The sequence below is a fragment of the Flavobacterium sp. 245 genome (assembly GCF_004362055.1).
Lineage (GTDB): Bacteria > Bacteroidota > Bacteroidia > Flavobacteriales > Flavobacteriaceae > Flavobacterium.
The window spans coordinates 72329-90854 of the sequence record NZ_SNXB01000008.1 but is presented as its reverse complement, the minus strand read 5'-3'; the positions used below and the strand labels follow the sequence as shown (position 1 = coordinate 90854).

Sequence of the window (18526 nt, the reverse complement as noted above, 5' to 3'; positions counted from 1 at the left end):
TCGCAAAGTTGAAAATCGTATTACAAATCTAGAAAATGAAAAATATAGTATATCTCTTTTTATTAATCACACAGGTTTTCTTTGCTCAGAGCAGCTTTGAAAAAGGAAACGCGATGTACCAAAGAGGCAATTATCAGGAAGCTGTTCTGGCTTATGAAGGCGTTATAAAAGAAAACAAACAAGAATCGGCTGAATTGTATTTTAATTTGGCTAATAGTTATTATAAGCTGAATAAAGTGGCTCCAGCGATATACAATTATGAGAAAGCTTTAGTTTTAAAACCTCATGATCCGGAAACGCTGAACAATTTAAAATTTGCCAAAAAGCTGACCATCGACGAAATTAAAGAAGTTCCGAAAGTAGGTTTTGCGAAATTGATTCAGAACTTTACTGGTATTTTTAATTACAATACTTGGGCAAAAATTTCAGTCGGAATAGCATTTCTTTTCTTGCTGAGTTTTATTGGCTATTATTTTTCACAGCTTACTCTTTCAAAAAGAATTTACTTTATTGGAATGTTTGTTCTTTTAGTGGCGCTAGCATTAACCGTTTCAGCTGGAATGTCTGAAAAAAACCATTTTGATAATGATCGCCCTGCAATTGTTTTTGCCGAATTAAGCGAAGTTCGAAGCGAGCCTCAAAAAGGTGGCGCTGCAATTTTCTTATTACACGAAGGTGCAAAAGTATATGTAACCGAAGTTTTAGGCCAATGGAAAAAAATCGAATTAACAGATGGAACTGAAGGCTGGATTGATGGTTCAACCATTAAAGAAGTCAAATAAAATTTTCAAAAAATCAAATAAAAAAATTCCAAATTCCAATTTTCTAATATTGGGATTTGGAATTTTTTTATTTTGGAATTTGAAATTAATTCACTGCATCTACCAATCTTACAAACTCGGATCTGTAACCATCTTCATCATTTTGCAATCCAGATTTAGCAAGTTTTTTAATATCAGAACTTGAACTGTTCGCTATGTATTTTGACTCACGAAGTTTTAATCCGAACCAAGAAACTGCAGTTGAAAATTTAAAATCGGGAGAACTATTTTCTAGATTTACTTTCTTATCTGCTATTGTATTTATTATTTCAATACTATTGTTGCTATCAGGTTTTTTATATCTAAATTTCACAGTTGCCAGTTCATCACTGTAATTTCCTTCCGTTTTTTGTGTTTTAGTATATTTCAAATCAGACGGAACATAATCGCTTTCTACACCCGCTGGAATAATTTCATACAAAGCCGTAACCGAGTGTCCGCTGCCTAATTCGCCGGCATCAATTTTGTCATTTTTAAAATCTTCGGCTTTTAGTTTTCGATTTTCATAACCAATCAATCGATACGCCTGAACATGTTTTGGATTGAACTCAATTTGAATTTTTACATCTTTCGCGATAGCAAACATTGAACCTTTAAATTCTTTTCCTAGAAAACGATTTGCTTCCTGAATATTATCGATATAAGCGTAATTCCCATTTCCTTTATCGGCAAGAATTTCCATTTTGCTATCTTTATAATTACCCATACCAAAACCTAAAACGGTTAAGAAAACGCCAGATTCTCTTTTCTGTTCAATCAATTTAAACATATCATCATCAGTTGAAGCGCCAACATTAAAATCACCATCAGTAGCTATCACTACTCTGTTGTTTCCACCTTTGATGAAATTTTCCTGTGCCAATTTATAAGCTAATTCGATTCCTTCTCCTCCCGCAGTACTTCCTCCTGCATGCAAATCATCAAAAGCGTCCATGATATCATCTTTATCTTCTCCAGAAGTTGGTTCTAAAACGACACCTGCCGAACCTGCATAAACTACAATCGAAACTCGGTCGGTACTGCGAAGTTCCTTTACCAAAATCTTCATCGATTCTTTCAGCAATGGCAGTTTATTTGGCTCATCCATAGATCCGGAAACGTCCACTAAAAAAACAAGATTTGTAGCTGGCAAATTTGCCATTGGAACGTCTTTTCCCTGCAAACCAATTTTTAATAATCGGCTGTTTTTATTCCACGGACAATCGCTGTATTCTGTATTTATCGCAAACGGATGCTGACCGTCTGGCTGTGGATATTTATATTTGAAAAAATTAATCATTTCTTCAACTCGAACAGCATCTTTAGGAACTTTCTGTCCTTCGTTTATAAATCGTCTAATATTAGTATATGATGCATTATCAACATCTATAGAAAAAGTAGAAAGTGGTTCTTTAAGCGGTGATTCAAATGGATTTTCTTCTAATCCTGCATAACTTTCTGTATTAGTATCAGGAATGTAATTTTCTTCTTCAACCAAATCGGTGGTTGTAACTGCAATCTCGGTCGAATCTGCATTCTCTTCGGCAGCGTAATCAGCTTTCTTACAGCCAAAAATAGTAAGTACAAGGAATGCCATCATAAAGAAATTAAGATTTCTCATAAAGTGAATTTTTAAAAAATTAGTAAATAGATTTTGTTTCAAATAAGGACTAGCATTCCGGATGTACTAGAGGCGATTATTTGCAATTTCCGAGCATTCAAATTCGATGCCAAAAACTTTACAAATATTTTTCTTACGTGAAAATAAAATCAGAAACCCTTATTTTAAAAGGCATCTGGTGTAAAAATATTTTTTTTAATTTTTCCTTAAAGATTGTAGAGACGCACAGCAGTACGTCTACATCCAGCATATCGACAAACGTTGCGTAGACGCACTGCTGTGCGCCTCTACGATTTTGATTACGGGAATATATTGTTCGATAAAATTAATTGTAAATTATAAACCTTCTCCGATGTTGCGCACTAATCTAATTTTACATCAGATTCAAAAATGAAATATTTAAATTGTTTCACCAACACATATCGTAGAGGCGCACAGCAGTGCGTCTACGTCCAGCATATCGACAAACGTTAGGGGAATTTATTGAAAATCGTAAACCTTCTCAGGCGTCACACAAAAATCTAATTTTATATCCAATTCAAAAACATCGTCAATTTGATTTACAGCTTCAAAAAAAGAAAGTCCAATTTTTATGGTTTCTGGTCGGCATTCTGATAAAAATTTATCGTAAAATCCTTTTCCGTAACCGACACGATTTCCATGAATATCAAACGCTAAAAGCGGTACAAAAACAACATCAATATTTGAACTCGCAACTTGAAGTCCGTTTATTGGTTCTGGAATATTATACTCGTTTTTTTTGATTTTGGTATTATCAGTCAACAGAAAATGAGTCATGGAGCGCGTTTCAAAATCGCTTTTTGAAATCACAATTTCTTTGTCTTTTCCAGAAAGCAAATGCAATACAAACTCTGTATCGACTTCTTTGTGTTCCACAATTGGAAGAAAAACATGAAAATAGGTTTTATCCCAAATTGGCAGCTGAATTAAATTATTGGCAATAGCCAAACTTTTTTCTTCAATTTCCTCTTCAGAGAAAGTTGCCCGCAGGTTTTTATAATGTACTCTTAGTTCTTTTTTATTCATCGAAATTTATGGGACTATTTTTAGATAAATGATAAATCGCATCACCTTCATAAACAATTGGTGAATGATTGGCGTTGATTACAAATCCGTCATGAGGCGCTTTTACTTTTTGTTCAAACTTGCCAAACGGGTCGGTAATAATAGCTAAGATAGTTCCTTTGGTAACAAACTTTCCAACCAAATTGAAATCATGCAACAGACCGGAACATTTCGCTCTTAGCCAAAAAGAATATTTTATATAAATAGACGGTATTGGCGCGGCTTCAACAAGCTGTTTTGAGTCGAGCATTCCAAGATAATTCAATAATCGTTTTACTCCCAGAACACCTTCGTTGGCAATATCGTTATTGATATCCAAAGATTTTCCTCCTTCAAAAAGAAGCATTTTTACATTTGCTTTTTCAGAAGTATTCCTAAACGAACCGCCAATATTTTTTGAGTACAAAGTAAAAGGTGCGTTAAAGACATCGGCCAAAACTTTCAGTTCAGGATTATTTTCGGTAATTCGAATTTGCGGCGCGTTAAATCGGCTCGCACCGCCGGCATGAAAATCTACTGCATAATCCAAAATTGGCAAAATTTCTTCTACAATGTGATAGGCAAATCGGCTAGCCAAAGAACCTTTTTTGCTTCCCGGAAAAACTCGGTTTAAATCGCGCCCGTCAGGAAACTCGCGCGACTTATTTACAAAACCATACATATTGATAATTGGAATACAAATAATGGTGCCGCGGGCGGGTTTATTTATTTTTTTGCTGATAAGCTGCCGTACAATTTCAACGCCATTTATTTCATCGCCATGAATTCCTGCCGAAAATAAAACAACAGGACCTTCAATCTTTGAACGGCGCACAATTACCGGAATGTTCAATTTTGTAGTGGTATGCAATCTTGCGATTTCGACATTAATTGTTCTGCTTTCTCCAGGCAAAATTGTTTCATCGAAGATAACCAAAGGTTTACTATTTTTCATGTAGAATTATAAAAGCTAAATATAGAAATTATTCTTTTGATTTTGTAAATTTGAAACTAAATCGATGAAGCGCTTTTTTCGAGAAATCGGAATGATTTTTGAAAATGCTCATCCTCTCTCTTCAGAAACAAAAAAGAATGCAAAAATCGTCCTTAGACCTTCAAATTCTAACCTTACCAGATAATCCTGGCGTGTATCAGTATTACGATAAAGACGGGAAGATTTTATATGTTGGAAAAGCCAAAAACTTAAAAAAAAGGGTTTCCTCCTATTTCAATAAAATTCATGATACGGCTAAAACGAATGTTCTAGTCAAAAAAATTGTCACAATAAAACACATCGTTGTTCCTACTGAAACCGACGCGCTTTTATTAGAAAATAATTTAATCAAAACACTGCAGCCAAGATATAATGTACTGCTTCGTGATGACAAAAGTTATCCTTGGATTTGTATCAAAAAAGAACCTTTTTCGAGAATATTTTCAACAAGAAGAATGGTCAAAGATGGTTCTGAATATTTTGGTCCGTATACAAGTTTCAAAACGGTACATACAATTTTGGAATTAATCAAGGAATTGTATCCATTACGAACCTGCAATTTTGATTTAAGTAAATCGAATATTGATTCTGGAAAATTTAAAGTTTGCTTAGAATATCATATTGGCAATTGCAAAGGTCCCTGCGAAGGTTTGGAACCTTTAGAAGAATATCAAAGACAAGTCGATGCGATCCGCGAAATTCTGAAAGGTAATTTTAAAGAAAGCATGAAAGATTTCAAGCGCTTGATGATAAAATATGCCGAAGATTTACATTTTGAAGAAGCGCAGAAAATCAAAGAAAAAATAGAAGTTCTTGAAAATTACCAATCAAGATCAACGATTGTAAATCCGAAGATTACCAATATTGATGTTTTCTCTATTGTATCTGACGAAAGTGCCGCTTATGTCAACTTCTTACAGATTTCTCACGGCTCCATCATTCGTTCGCATACTTTGGAAATGAAGAAAAAGCTTGATGAAACTGATGAAGAATTACTTGAATTGGCCATCGTCGAACTTCGCGAACGTTTTCAATTATTATCAAAAGAAATTATTGTACCGTTTGAAATAGATTTGGGCGAAAACATCAAAACAACTGTTCCGCAGCTTGGTGATAAAAAACAGATTCTGGATTTATCTATTCGAAATGCAAAATTCTACCGAATCGAACAATTAAAACAATTACAAATTGTAGATCCAGATCGTCATGTTAATAGAATCATGGCACAGATGCAAAAAGATTTGCGATTGCCTGTTGAACCTCGCCATATTGAGTGTTTTGATAATTCAAACATTCAGGGAACAAATCCTGTTGCGGCCTGTGTAGTTTTTAAAGACGGAAAAGCAAGCAAAAAGGATTACCGCCATTTTAATGTAAAAACGGTTGAAGGCCCAGACGATTTTGCTTCGATGACCGAAATAGTATATCGCCGCTACAAAAGATTATTAGATGAAAATGAACCTTTGCCACAATTAATTATAATTGACGGTGGAAAGGGACAATTATCTGCCGCATTAAAAAGTATTGATGAATTAGGTCTTCGTGGAAAAATTGCCATTATTGGAATTGCAAAACGTCTTGAAGAACTTTTTTACCCCGGCGATTCAGTTCCGTTATATCTTGACAAAAAATCAGAAACGTTAAAAGTGATTCAGCAATTGCGTAATGAAGCCCACCGATTTGGTATTACATTTCACCGTGATAAACGAAGCAAAGCGGCACTCAATTCATCGGTTGAAAGCATACCCGGCATTGGCGAAAAAACAATGCTTGCTTTAATTCAGCATTTTAAAAGTGTTAAAAGATTAAAGTTAGCATCAGAAAAAGAAATTTCTGACGTAATAGGAGTTTCAAAAGCCAAAAAAATTGTCGACTTTTACAAAACAAACCCATAAATCTTTATGCGCCTAAAAGAGCTTTCTATTGCAAATGATAAGTCAAAAGGATTTTTCTCAAATTCCATTTGGGGCGCAACAATTGTACTTTTGATATTTTTATTCTTTCCTCAAAAAACATTTTCGCAAGAACAAAAACAAGACAGTATAAAAAGACCAAAAATTGGTTTGGTTTTAAGCGGTGGCGGGGCAAAAGGTTTTGCGCATATTGGCGTTTTAAAAGTTTTAGAAGAAGCTGGAATAAAAATCGATTATATTGGCGGAACCAGTATGGGAGCCGTAATTGGCGGACTTTATGCTTCTGGTTATAATGCATCGCAAATTGATTCTATTTTTAAAAAAACAAATTTTGACGAACTGATAAACGATTATATTCCTCGTTCCTCTAAAAATTTCTATGGCAAAAAAAATGACGAATTGTACGCCATTACTTTGCCTTTTAGTAATTTCAGAATCGGAATTCCTGAAGCACTTTCAAAAGGAATGTACAATTATAATCTTTTAAGCAGTTTGACCAGAAATGTGCGTCATGTACGCGATTTCAATAAACTCCCTACTCCATTTTTATGTATTGGAACAAATATTGAAACCGGCGAAGAAGTTTTGCTCAACAAAGGCAATCTCGTGCAGGCAATGATGGCAAGTGCCGCTTTTCCGTCGTTATTTACTCCCGTTGAAATTGACGGCAATTTGATTGTTGATGGTGGCGTTGTAAACAATTATCCTATAAAAGAAGTTAGAAATCTTGGTGCCGATATTATTATTGGAGCTGATGTTCAGGACGATTTGATGAATCGTAAAAAATTGAAAAACGCAACAAGAATATTAGTTCAAATCACGAATCTTCAGTCGATTGAAAAAATGAAAAGCAAAGTAAAAGACACTGATATTTACATTAAACCAGATATTCGTGATTTTGGTGTGATTTCATTTGACAAAGGCGAAGAAATAGTTAGAAAAGGCGAAGAAGCCACTTTTGCTGTTTATGAAAAAATTAAATCATTAGTAAATGAGGAAACTTTTTATAAAAAGCCGAAACTAAAAATCAGTTCAGATACTTTAGAAATAAAAAAAATAAATGTTGATAAATTAGACAATTATACTAAAGAATACATCAACGGAAAACTTCGCTTCAAACCGGAAAGCACCATTACCTATCATGATTTAAAAACCGGAATTAATAATTTAAATGCCACCGAAAACTTTAGTACGATTTCGTATTGTCTGCAACCAAATGGCAACGATGATGATTTAGATCTTGTACTTAAAGAAAATCCAACACAAACGTATTTAAAACTCGGATTGCATTATGACGGATTATATAAAAGTGCCATTTTATTAAACCTGACTCATAAAAAAACATTTCTAAAAAATGACGTTACTTCATTCGACATTATTTTAGGTGATAATTTCAGATATGATTTTAACTATTATATCGAAAACGGATTTAATATCAGTTTTGGGTTTCGTTCAAGACTGAATCAATTTAATCGAAATGTCACCACAAGCATAAGCCAGCTACAAGTATCAAATCCAAATGTAAACCTAATAAATGTTGACTTTCTTGACCTTACCAATCAGGCCTATTTTCAGACCATTTTTGTTCAGAAATTCTTAATGGGTGGAGGTTTGGAATACAAATATTTAAAAATTGATTCGCCTACACTTTCAAATAATGGCAACACAATTGATAAAAGTAATTATTTCAGTGTTTTTGGGTACTTAAAATATGATTCGTTAGACAAAAAGACTTTTCCGCGCTCTGGATTATATTTCTCTAGTGATATTCAGACGTATTTAGCTTCTTCGGATTTCAACAACAATTTCAAGCCTTTCTCAATGGCAAAAGCAGAAATTGCATTTGCTAAAACATTGTTTAGAAGAGCAACTATTAAAATTGGTACAGACGCCGGATTTAACATTGGCAGTGACAGTGTTCCTTATTTCGATTATATTCTTGGAGGTTATGGCTATAGCAAAATCAATAATTTCAACTATTTCTATGGTTACGATTTCCTTAGCATTGCTGGAAATAGTTATATAAAAACCGATATTACACTTGATTACGAAATCATCAAAAAAAATCACATCAATTTTTCAGCAAATTTTGCCAATCTGGGGGATGATATTTTCAGCACTGTCGATTGGATTTCAATGCCAAAATATTCTGGTTATGCCGTAGGTTATGGTTTAGAAACCATTATTGGTCCAATCGAAATCAAACAATCATGGTCGCCAGAAATGTCTAAAAGTTTTACTTGGTTTAGTATTGGTTTCTTGTTTTAGAGTTTTAATCGAGAATAGTGCAATAAAATTGTACTATTTTTTTGCTATCAAAAAATTATCTCAAAAAAATTAAAATATCTTTTAGTTATAAATAATATAATTTCTATTTTTACTCGCAAAAATTTACGACATTTGTTATAATGAAAACAAATTGGACAGGTTTATTAGAATATCTTCAATTCCTCATCAAGAGAAATCCTGAATGAAGCTATCGAATTGAGATAATTAGTCAATACTAAAATTGACTTGATTATCTGTTCACACAATTCAAATTTTCGAATTATCTAATTAATTTAAAAATTATCTAATTGAAAAGCCATGCCATTATATCATAAACTTGGAGATTTTCCTCAAAAAAGACACACCCAATTCGAAAAGCCAAACGGAGGTTTTTACTATGAACAATTATTTGGAACCGAAGGTTTTCACGGACATTCGTCATTATCTTATCATGTTCACAGACCTACACAGGTTAAAGAAATTTTAAATTCTTATTCGGTTGAACCAAAAATTGCTATTGGGAAAAATATAAAATCATTGCTTTTTAAAGGTTTTGAATTAAAACCTGAAAATGATTTTCTTGACAGCCGAAAAGCCATGTTAGTCAACAAAGACTGTATTATTGGTTTAGCTGCGCCGAAGGAATCGCTTCGAAATTATTTCTACAAAAATGCCGATGCTGATGAAATGCTTTTCATCCATAAAGGAAAAGGAAAATTAAGAACCATGCTTGGGAATATTCCTTTTGAATATGGTGATTACCTTATTATTCCAAGAGGCATAATTTACCAAATAGAATTTGAAACGGAAGAAAACAGATTATTTTATGTAGAATCTTTTGCTCCATTTTACACTCCAAAACGATATAAAAATCAATCGGGACAGCATTTAGAACATTCTCCATTTTGTGAGCGTGATTTTATTCTGCCAAGTGAATTAGAAACACACGATGAAAAAGGTGATTTTTTAATTAAAATCAAAAAAGAAGGCATGATTCACGAAGTGGTTTATGCAACGCATCCTTTTGACGTTGTCGGTTGGGACGGTTACAATTTCCCATACGGATTTTCAATTCACAATTTCGAACCTATAACCGGGCGTGTCCACCAACCGCCACCGGTACACCAAACTTTTGAAACGGCCACTTTTGTCGTTTGCTCTTTCTGCCCGAGACTTTACGATTATCATCCGAAAGCAATTCCGGCGCCATACAATCACAGCAATATAGATTCTGACGAAGTGCTATATTATGTTGATGGCGATTTTATGAGCCGTAACAATATCGAGCAAGGTCATATCACTTTACACCCAAAAGGAATTCCGCACGGTCCCGCACCAGGCGCGATGGAGCGTAGTATTGGTCACAAAGAAACCCAAGAATTGGCCGTTATGGTTGATACTTTCAGACCTTTGATGGTAACTGAAGAAGCGATGGGTCTTGATGACGGTCAGTATTACAAGTCTTGGTGTGAATAATGTGGCAATGTGTCAATTAGAAAATTAGATAATGCTTTTGAAACCGCATAAATTAGAAAATGTGGCAATTAGATAATTAGATAATGTTTTTGAAACTTTATAGAATTAGTAAATGTGCCAATTTGACAATTAGATAATTATAAAAGTGATTTAGTTTGTAAATTTAAACTTACATTAAAAATTATCTCATTATCAAATTTTCTAATTAACTAATTAAAAAATGACTTTCAACAAAAAATATAAGGACAACGCTCTTTTAATAAAAACGTTCAATTTTGCTCTAAATATAATTGACTACACAAACGAACTTCAAGAACAGAAGAAATTTGTAATCGCTAATCAACTATTAAAAAGTGGAACATCAATCGGAGCAAATTCGAAAGAATCACAAAATGCAGAAAGTAAAGCTGACTTTATACATAAACTAAAAATAGCAATCAAGGAAGCTGATGAAACTGAATATTGGTTGTTCTTGTGTGATGCGCACAAAGAATATCCAAGTTGCAAACGCTTATTAAATGATCTATCAGAAATTTTAAAAATTTTAAATAAAATAATATCAACATCTAAGAGGAATTAGAAAATTAGAAAATGTGTCAATTAGAAAATTGACCCAAAGCATTTCAAAAATTATCTCATTTTCTCATTATCAAATTATCTAATTATGAAACAAGTAAAATCAGTAGAATACGGATTAGAAAAAATCTTTGAAGGAGCACAAGATTTCCTTCCACTATTAGGAACAGATTATGTAGAATTCTACGTAGGAAATGCAAAACAATCTGCACATTATTATAAGACAGCTTTTGGATATCAATCTTTGGCTTACGCCGGATTAGAAACAGGAGTAAAAGACAGAGCATCGTATGTTTTAAAACAAGATAAAATCAGAATTGTTTTGACAACGCCTTTAACGGCAGATTCTCCAATAAACGAACATTTGAAAAAACATGGAGACGGAGTAAAAGTTGCAGCACTTTGGGTTGAAGATGCTACAAAATCTTACGAAGAAACTATGAAACGCGGTGCACGTTCTTTTATGGAGCCAACTGTTGAAGAAGATGAATTTGGACAAGTGATCCGTTCAGGAATTTATACTTACGGGGAAACCGTGCATATTTTCGTAGAAAGAAAAAACTACAATGGTATTTTCTTGCCAGGTTATAAAGAATGGAAATCGGACTATAACCCAGAACCAACGGGATTAAAATATATTGATCACATGGTAGGAAATGTGGGGTGGAATGAAATGAATACTTGGGTAAAATTCTACGAAGACGTAATGGGATTTGTGAATTTCTTATCTTTTGATGACAAACAAATCACGACCGAATATTCGGCTTTGATGAGTAAAGTAATGTCAAATGGAAACGGAAGAATAAAATTTCCAATCAACGAACCAGCCGAAGGAAAGAAAAAATCGCAAATTGAAGAATATTTAGATTTTTATGGCGGACCTGGAATTCAGCATATTGCCATTGCTACAGATGACATTATTAAAACAGTATCACAACTAAGATCTCGCGGTGTCGAATTTTTATCGGCTCCTCCACATACCTATTATCAAGCAATTCCAGAAAGATTGGGCGTTCACATGGATATGATGAAAGAAGATATTAATGAAATTGAAAAATTAGCTATTATGGTTGATGCCGATGAAGATGGTTACCTTTTACAGATATTTACGAAGCCCGTTCAGGACCGACCTACACTTTTCTTCGAAATTATTCAGAGAATGGGTGCAAAAGGATTCGGTGCAGGGAACTTTAAGGCTCTTTTTGAATCAATTGAGAGAGAGCAGGAATTGAGAGGAACGCTATAAAAACGCAATATTTTTACATTATGTAGAAAAATTCTCTGTAAAACGATGGTTTTTATGCAAATGATATGTTAAACTTGACTTTTGCTATTTATTTTTTGAACTTTCTATCTATCTTTGCACTCGCAAATCAAGAAGGGGTGGTTTCCTTCTGAATTGATATAAATTTCATAATTTATAGTTTTTTGGTTAGTTAATAGCATAAAAACTCAGTCATTACTTGACTGAGTTTTTTTGTTTTGGTACATTTGGAATAGAATTTGCATTTATCCTTATAAATATTTGTAAAACAGTACTATGAAAAAATTAATCCTCGCCATATTCATCCTCACTGCCTTTAGTTTTGATACACAAAAAGAAGACGCTTTCGGAACGGGAGAGTTTTTTAAATTCAGAATTCATTACGGAATTGTAAACGCCGGATACGCTACACTTGAAGTTAAAGACGCAACTGTCAACAATAAAAAAGTATACCATGCAGTGGGTAAAGGTTACACAACCGGCATGTCAAAATTTTTCTTTAAAGTAGAAGATTTATACGAAAGTTATTTTGATAAAGAATCCGGAAGCCCATACCGCTATGTGAGAAAAATTGACGAAGGCGGTTACACTAAAAATCAAGAAGGTTTTTTTAATCAATCAGAAAACAGAGTTTTGGTAAAAGATTACAAACGAAAATCTGAAAAAACGATTGTAATCACTGATAATGTGCAAGATATTGTATCTTCATTTTATTACTTAAGAAACCATCCGAATATTGATAAATTAAAATCAGGCGAAGCCATTACAATTGACATGTTTTTTGATGACGAAATCACAAAATTTAAGTTAAAATATGTAGGCCGTCAAGATATTACGACTAAATTTGGAACCGTTTCTACAATGGTTTTCAAACCACTTGTTCAAACCGGCAGAGTCTTTAAAGAGAAAGAAAGCTTAACACTCTGGATAACAGACGACGACAACAAAGTCCCTATTAGAATTAAAGCCGATCTTGCTGTAGGATCTCTTAAAGCAGATCTTGATGAATATAAAGGATTAAAAAATCCATTTAAAGTTAAAAAATAATGAACCTTACTGATCATTCAGAATCAATTTTAAAAGAAATTGATCAAAAATTCCAAGCTATAAATCAAAAAACTGATGTTCAGTTAGAAGGATTGCTTTGGTCTAAACCAATTACATATTGGGATTATATTCAAACCGATGCCCTTTTAAATTTACAAATACAACGCACAACACTTCCTGATGAAATGGTTTTTATTATGTACCATCAGGTAAATGAATTAATTTTTAAAATGATTTTGTGGGAAATCGATCAAATCGCTGAAACAGAAAACATTCAGGTAGATTTTTTCAGCGAAAGACTTTCAAGAATTACCCGTTATTTTGACATGCTGACCAATTCTTTCAGCATTATGGAAAACGGAATGGAAGTGGATCAATACATGAAATTCAGAAATACTTTAACGCCAGCAAGCGGATTTCAAAGTGCACAATATAGAATGATTGAATTTGCATCTACAGATGTGATCAATTTAACCGACAGAAGATACAAAGCAAACTTTGACGAAAATACAGATTTAGAAACCAGTTTCGAACATCTTTATTGGCAAGCGGCTGGAAAAGATTATCAAACTGGAGAAAAATCATACTTGCTTAACGAGTTTGAGAAAAAATACAAAGAACAGTTTTTAAGACAAATGTCATCGTTTAAAACGAAAAATATTTGGCAAAAATTCACACAGCTTCCTATTGAGGATCAACAAAATAAAGAACTAATTGACGCAATGCGCCATTATGACAAAACCGTAAATATTACGTGGGTAATGCAACATCTTAATACTGCCAGAAAATACATTTTGGAAAGCGGTAAAGGCAATGGAGAAGCGACCGGAGGAAGTGACTGGCAAAAATATATGCATCCAAAATACCAAAGACGCATCTTTTTTCCTAAATTGTGGACCGAAGAAGAATTGTCCAATTGGGGAAATGAATAACCACTTTAGTTTCCTAAAAAAAGTATAAGTTTGAAAAAAGCAGTTGTAATTATAATCCTTTTATTCTCAGTGTTTTCATGCAATAAAACGGATGAAAAAGTTGAAACTAAAATCGCAAAACCAAAAACTAAAAAAGTAGAGTTTGGTTTTAATTACGCAGACTTTAATGTTGTAAACGACACCATTTCAAAAGGAGATTCGTTCGGATCTATTTTTCAAAGTCAAAATATTGGTGACAAAAAAGTACACGATATTGTCGAACAGGTAAAAGATTCTTTTAATGTTAGATCAATTCGTTACAACAAACCTTATACTTTGCTTCGTTCAAAAAACAAAACTAACAACCTTCAAGTTTTTATCTATCAACCTGACGCTCTGACCTATTATGTCATTGATTTGAGAGACAGTATTGCAAAAGCTTACAAAAAAATAAAACCGGTTACTTTAAAACGCAAAATTATTGGTGGCGTTTTAAAAAGCTCTCTTTCTGAAACTTTAGGAAATGAAAGTGTCGAAACTGCACTTGCCAGCAGAATTACAAAAGTATTTTCTTGGTCAATTGACTTTTTCAAACTTAAAAAAGGCGATCGCTATGGATTAATTTTCACTGAAAGATTCATCAACGGAAAAACGTACGACGGTGTTGAAGAGCTTGAAGCTGCTTTTTTTGAATATAAAGGAAAAATCGTTTATGCTTTTCCGTTTGAAAAAGATACGCTTTCAGGAAAGATAGAATATTATGATGACCAAGGAAGAACACTTAAAAATTTCTTCCTAAAAACGCCGATTAAATTCAGCCGAATCACTTCTCGATTTACAATGAATAGATTTCATCCGGTTCAGCATACCTGGAAAGCACACAAAGGAACAGATTATGCAGCGCCGCGAGGAACTCCTATTTCTACAACTGCCTCTGGAGTTGTTGAAGCAACGGGATATACAGCAGGAAACGGAAACTTTGTTAAAGTAAAACACAACGGAACCTACTCTACTCAATATTTGCATATGTCAAAAATCTTGGTTCGTCGCGGACAGCGCGTTACACAAGGACAGACTATTGGCTTAGTTGGAAGTACGGGTTTAGCTTCTGGACCACACGTTTGTTATCGTTTCTGGAAGAATGGCGTTCAAGTAGATGCACTTCGTTTAAATTTACCAACCGGAGAATCTTTAACGGGAAATGACAAAACTCGCTTCACTAAACAAATCGAACCGTTGAAAAGAGAATTGGACAGTATAGGGAATCTTTAATTTTTTTATTGAAAACTCAATTCAAAAAATAGCAAAACATGAAAAATGCTCGGCTTAAAGCAATTTACAGTGAAACTTTTTCTGGTTTAAAACTATTTTACAGAGACACGAATTTATCAGAGAATTTAATTTCGAATTACAAAATCGGACAGATAATTCAGGAAAAAGGATTTACTGATATGACTTCTATTGGCGGTGGACTTTCTGGAAATTTTAGATATTTGATTGCTAGTTCTCATCCCAAAGATTTATCAAAATTCAATCCTGATTCTGCAAAAATTGGGCACTTTCTTCTAGATACAATTGCTTATTTTAAAGTTTTGGATATTTATAAAATTGGAGACAAAACTCAGGTTTTTCTATTAAACATTCCTGACAATTCGTTGACGCTTTTTAAAAATTCTTCTTCAAATCTAGAAGAAGAAATTATAGAAAAAGCAAGAAAAAAATTCAGCGCCAAAGTCAATTTGGCACTAATTCCTGAATTACAAACCGAAGATTGGAAAGAAAAAACCAAACTTCCAATTGGAATGAATGATAATGGCGAAATGTTTTTTGATGATTCAAAAATTAAAATAGAACCTTCAAAAAGAATAGAAATTGATCCCGAAAAGAAAACTATCGAAGTAAATAAAAAACCTTGGTGGAAGATTTGGTAATAAATTAAACTTTTAAAAAGAGAATAAAACATTAAAACCAACCCCAAATAATGACTGAAAATTTTATCGCTTTTAAGAATTTCCCAACTAGAATTCAAGCCAAAGAGATTGAAATATTACTAAACAAAAACAATATCAAAACAGTTTTAGCTGATAATATTGCACCTGTTGACATTACTTTTTCAGGAAGTACTTTACAAAATCAATATGAGATAAAGATTGATCCTGCTGATTTCGCTAAGGCGGAAGATATTCTGGAAAAAGACACCGAAAACCTTCTAAATCAAGTTGACAAAGATTACTATCTTTTAAGCTTTTCGGATGAAGAATTATACGATGTTCTTTTAAAATCGGACGAATGGAATGTTTTTGATTACAAATTAGCACAAAAACTTCTGAAAGAGCGAGGCAAAAATATTGATCTTGACATGCTTTCTTCTTTAAAAAAAGAACGTCTGAAAATTTTAGCAAAGCCAGAAGAAAATCAAAAACCTTGGATAATTGCTGGATATATATTTTCACTTTTGGGTGGCGGAATTGGAATTGTTATTGGTTATTCGCTTTGGACTTCTAAAAAAACTTTACCAAACGGTCAACGCATTTATTCCTATAATGATGCCGACCGAAATCATGGTAAAACCATTTTTATTCTCGGTTCAATAATTTTTCCTTTAGCACTTTTAATCAAAATTCTTAGTGTTGATAAATTTTAAGAACTGATTATTTTCAAATCACATTCATAAAACGTTTTCGTAACTAATTGTTATATAATCGTGAACCGTTAAGCTTTTAAAAGTAATTTCAGTATTTTTGTGTTTCTGAAAAAACAAACCACATAATAAAATACAAATGGCTTTAAACACAACAAACCCAACTGGGACTGAGGCGTGGAAAAATCTGCAAAACCACTATAATGCAATTCACGAAACAACGATACAAGAATTATTTCAACAGGATAATGCCCGCGCTGAAAAATTCAATTTACAATGGAATGATTTTTTAGTTGATTATTCTAAAAACAATATAAGTCAGGAAACAATTTCTCTTTTACTAGAACTGGCAAATTCAATTGGATTAAAAAATGCAATTTCTGATTATTTTGGAGGAGAATTAATTAATCAAACAGAAAACCGTGCCGTTTTACATACTGCCTTGCGTGCCCCGCAATCGGCAGTAATTAAAGTTGACGGAGAGAATGTAATTCCTGAAGTTTATGAAGTAAAAAATAAAATCAAAAACTTTACGAACGAAGTTATTTCTGGCGAAAGAAAAGGTTTTACAGGAAAAACATTTACAGATGTCGTAAATATTGGAATTGGAGGTTCAGATCTTGGTCCGGTAATGGCAGTTGAAGCTTTACAATTTTACAAAAATCACTTAAACTTACATTTCGTTTCTAATGTTGACGGCGATCACGTAAATGAAGTAATTAAAAAGTTAAATCCAGAAACGACTTTATTTTTAATTGTTTCTAAAACTTTTACAACTCAGGAAACACTTTCAAATTCTGAAACTATTAAAGAGTGGTTTTTGAAATCGGCTTCTCAGGAAGATATTGCAAAACACTTCGTTGCCGTTTCTACAAATATTCAAAAAGTAACACAATTCGGAATTAATCCAGACAATGTTTTCCCTATGTGGGATTGGGTTGGAGGAAGATTTTCTCTTTGGAGTGCTGTTGGTTTAAGCATTGCTCTGGCAGTTGGTTTTGATAACTACAACCAATTATTAGTTGGTGCAAATGAAATGGACGAGCATTTTAAATCGGCAGAATTTGATGAAAATATTCCGGTAATTTTGGCTTTATTAAGTGTTTGGTACAATAATTTTTATGGAGCCGAAAGCGAAGCTTTGATTCCGTACACACAATATCTAGCAAAACTAGCTCCGTACTTGCAACAAGCAACTATGGAAAGCAACGGAAAAAGTGTTGGCCGTGACGGAAAACCGGTAAACTATCAAACTGGAACTATTATTTGGGGAGAACCAGGAACAAATTCTCAACATGCTTTCTTCCAATTAATTCACCAAGGAACTAAAAGAATCCCAACCGATTTTATCGGGTTCATAAAACCACTTTACGGAAACGAAGATCATCACGACAAATTAATGTCAAACTTTTTCGCTCAGACTGAAGCGTTAATGAACGGAAAAACAGAAGCTCAAGTTCAGGCAGAATTTGACAAACAAGGACTTTCTGCAGAAAAAGCTTCTTATTTATTGCCTTTCAAAGTATTTACCGGAAACAAACCAACAAATACAATTTTGATTGAAAAATTGACGCCAAAAAGCTTAGGTTCGTTGATTGCATTATACGAACACAAAATTTTTGTTCAAGGCATTATCTGGAACATTTTCAGTTTTGACCAGTGGGGTGTTGAATTAGGAAAACAGTTGGCAAATTCTATTTTAGACGAAATAAATTCTAAAACTGTTAAGGCTCATGACAGTTCTACAACCTTTTTATTAAATCACTTTTTGAAAAACAAATAAATCACAATTTTATAACAAACTGAAACGCCTTAATTTAATAAAAATTAAGGCGTTTTTTCGTATAAAACAACCACCTAAAAGCCTTAAAATATATCTTTTTGCAGGTTTACGGCTACACGACTGTTCAAATCATTATCATTTTAACAAAAAACAAGGCTTTAAATTCA

The 18526-nt window shown here is 33.3% G+C and carries 15 protein-coding genes; 12 read left to right on the top strand and 3 right to left on the bottom strand.

The genetic code is table 11. From position 1 onward, the window contains the following. Nucleotides 1-35 precede the first annotated feature (35 nt). The gene (locus EV145_RS15625; protein WP_133526135.1) at nucleotides 36-782 is read left to right on the top strand and encodes a tetratricopeptide repeat protein; all 747 of its coding nucleotides are present in this window, start codon (nucleotides 36-38) and stop codon (nucleotides 780-782) included. A gap of 85 nt (nucleotides 783-867) precedes the next feature. Here the strand turns inward: EV145_RS15625 and EV145_RS15620 are convergent, their stop codons facing one another. The 3 genes from EV145_RS15620 to EV145_RS15610 form a co-directional block, all read right to left on the bottom strand. Beyond that, nucleotides 868-2421 carry a vWA domain-containing protein gene (locus EV145_RS15620; RefSeq protein ID WP_133526134.1) on the bottom strand — a complete coding sequence of 518 codons (1554 nt, stop codon included), beginning with the start codon at nucleotides 2419-2421 and terminating at the stop codon, nucleotides 868-870. A gap of 480 nt (nucleotides 2422-2901) precedes the next feature. Continuing rightward, on the bottom strand, nucleotides 2902-3468 hold the full coding sequence (locus tag EV145_RS15615) for a 5-formyltetrahydrofolate cyclo-ligase (RefSeq protein WP_133526133.1): 567 nt from the start codon (nucleotides 3466-3468) through the stop codon (nucleotides 2902-2904). After that, nucleotides 3461-4441, bottom strand: a complete 981-nt coding sequence (locus EV145_RS15610) for a succinylglutamate desuccinylase/aspartoacylase family protein (protein ID WP_133526132.1) — start codon at nucleotides 4439-4441, stop codon at nucleotides 3461-3463. The genes EV145_RS15615 and EV145_RS15610 overlap by 8 nt, the downstream gene beginning before the upstream one ends. A gap of 137 nt (nucleotides 4442-4578) precedes the next feature. Here EV145_RS15610 and uvrC point away from each other — a divergent pair, with 137 nt between their 5' ends. The 11 genes from uvrC (at nucleotide 4579) to pgi (ending at nucleotide 18359) form a co-directional block, all read left to right on the top strand. Then, the gene (gene uvrC / locus EV145_RS15605; protein WP_133526131.1) at nucleotides 4579-6375 is read left to right on the top strand and encodes an excinuclease ABC subunit UvrC; all 1797 of its coding nucleotides are present in this window, start codon (nucleotides 4579-4581) and stop codon (nucleotides 6373-6375) included. Nucleotides 6376-6381: 6 nt separating this feature from the next. Continuing rightward, the gene (locus EV145_RS15600; protein WP_133526130.1) at nucleotides 6382-8661 is read left to right on the top strand and encodes a patatin-like phospholipase family protein; all 2280 of its coding nucleotides are present in this window, start codon (nucleotides 6382-6384) and stop codon (nucleotides 8659-8661) included. A gap of 318 nt (nucleotides 8662-8979) precedes the next feature. Continuing rightward, nucleotides 8980-10137 carry a homogentisate 1,2-dioxygenase gene (locus EV145_RS15595; RefSeq protein WP_133526129.1) on the top strand — a complete coding sequence of 386 codons (1158 nt, stop codon included), beginning with the start codon at nucleotides 8980-8982 and terminating at the stop codon, nucleotides 10135-10137. Nucleotides 10138-10357: 220 nt separating this feature from the next. Beyond that, the gene (locus tag EV145_RS15590; protein WP_133526128.1) at nucleotides 10358-10717 is read left to right on the top strand and encodes a four helix bundle protein; all 360 of its coding nucleotides are present in this window, start codon (nucleotides 10358-10360) and stop codon (nucleotides 10715-10717) included. Nucleotides 10718-10798: 81 nt separating this feature from the next. Then, on the top strand, nucleotides 10799-11959 hold the full coding sequence (gene hppD / locus EV145_RS15585) for a 4-hydroxyphenylpyruvate dioxygenase (protein ID WP_133526127.1): 1161 nt from the start codon (nucleotides 10799-10801) through the stop codon (nucleotides 11957-11959). Nucleotides 11960-12253: 294 nt separating this feature from the next. Then, nucleotides 12254-13024, top strand: a complete 771-nt coding sequence (locus tag EV145_RS15580; protein WP_133526126.1) for a DUF3108 domain-containing protein — start codon at nucleotides 12254-12256, stop codon at nucleotides 13022-13024. Further along, the gene (locus tag EV145_RS15575) at nucleotides 13024-13956 is read left to right on the top strand and encodes a tryptophan 2,3-dioxygenase family protein (RefSeq protein ID WP_133526125.1); all 933 of its coding nucleotides are present in this window, start codon (nucleotides 13024-13026) and stop codon (nucleotides 13954-13956) included. Before EV145_RS15580 ends, EV145_RS15575 begins: the two co-directional genes overlap by 1 nt. 30 nt (nucleotides 13957-13986) lie before the next feature. Next, nucleotides 13987-15207: a M23 family metallopeptidase gene (locus EV145_RS15570; RefSeq protein ID WP_133526124.1), complete on the top strand. Its 1221-nt coding sequence runs from the start codon at nucleotides 13987-13989 to the stop codon at nucleotides 15205-15207. 38 nt (nucleotides 15208-15245) lie between these two features. Then, a complete protein-coding gene (locus tag EV145_RS15565) occupies nucleotides 15246-15866 on the top strand; it encodes a hypothetical protein (RefSeq protein ID WP_133526123.1) in 621 nt (206 codons plus the stop codon). Between the two features lie 50 nt (nucleotides 15867-15916). Continuing rightward, nucleotides 15917-16579, top strand: a complete 663-nt coding sequence (locus tag EV145_RS15560; protein ID WP_133526122.1) for a hypothetical protein — start codon at nucleotides 15917-15919, stop codon at nucleotides 16577-16579. Between the two features lie 136 nt (nucleotides 16580-16715). Then, nucleotides 16716-18359, top strand: a complete 1644-nt coding sequence (pgi, locus tag EV145_RS15555) for a glucose-6-phosphate isomerase (protein WP_133526121.1) — start codon at nucleotides 16716-16718, stop codon at nucleotides 18357-18359. The last annotated feature ends 167 nt before the right edge of the window (nucleotides 18360-18526 follow it).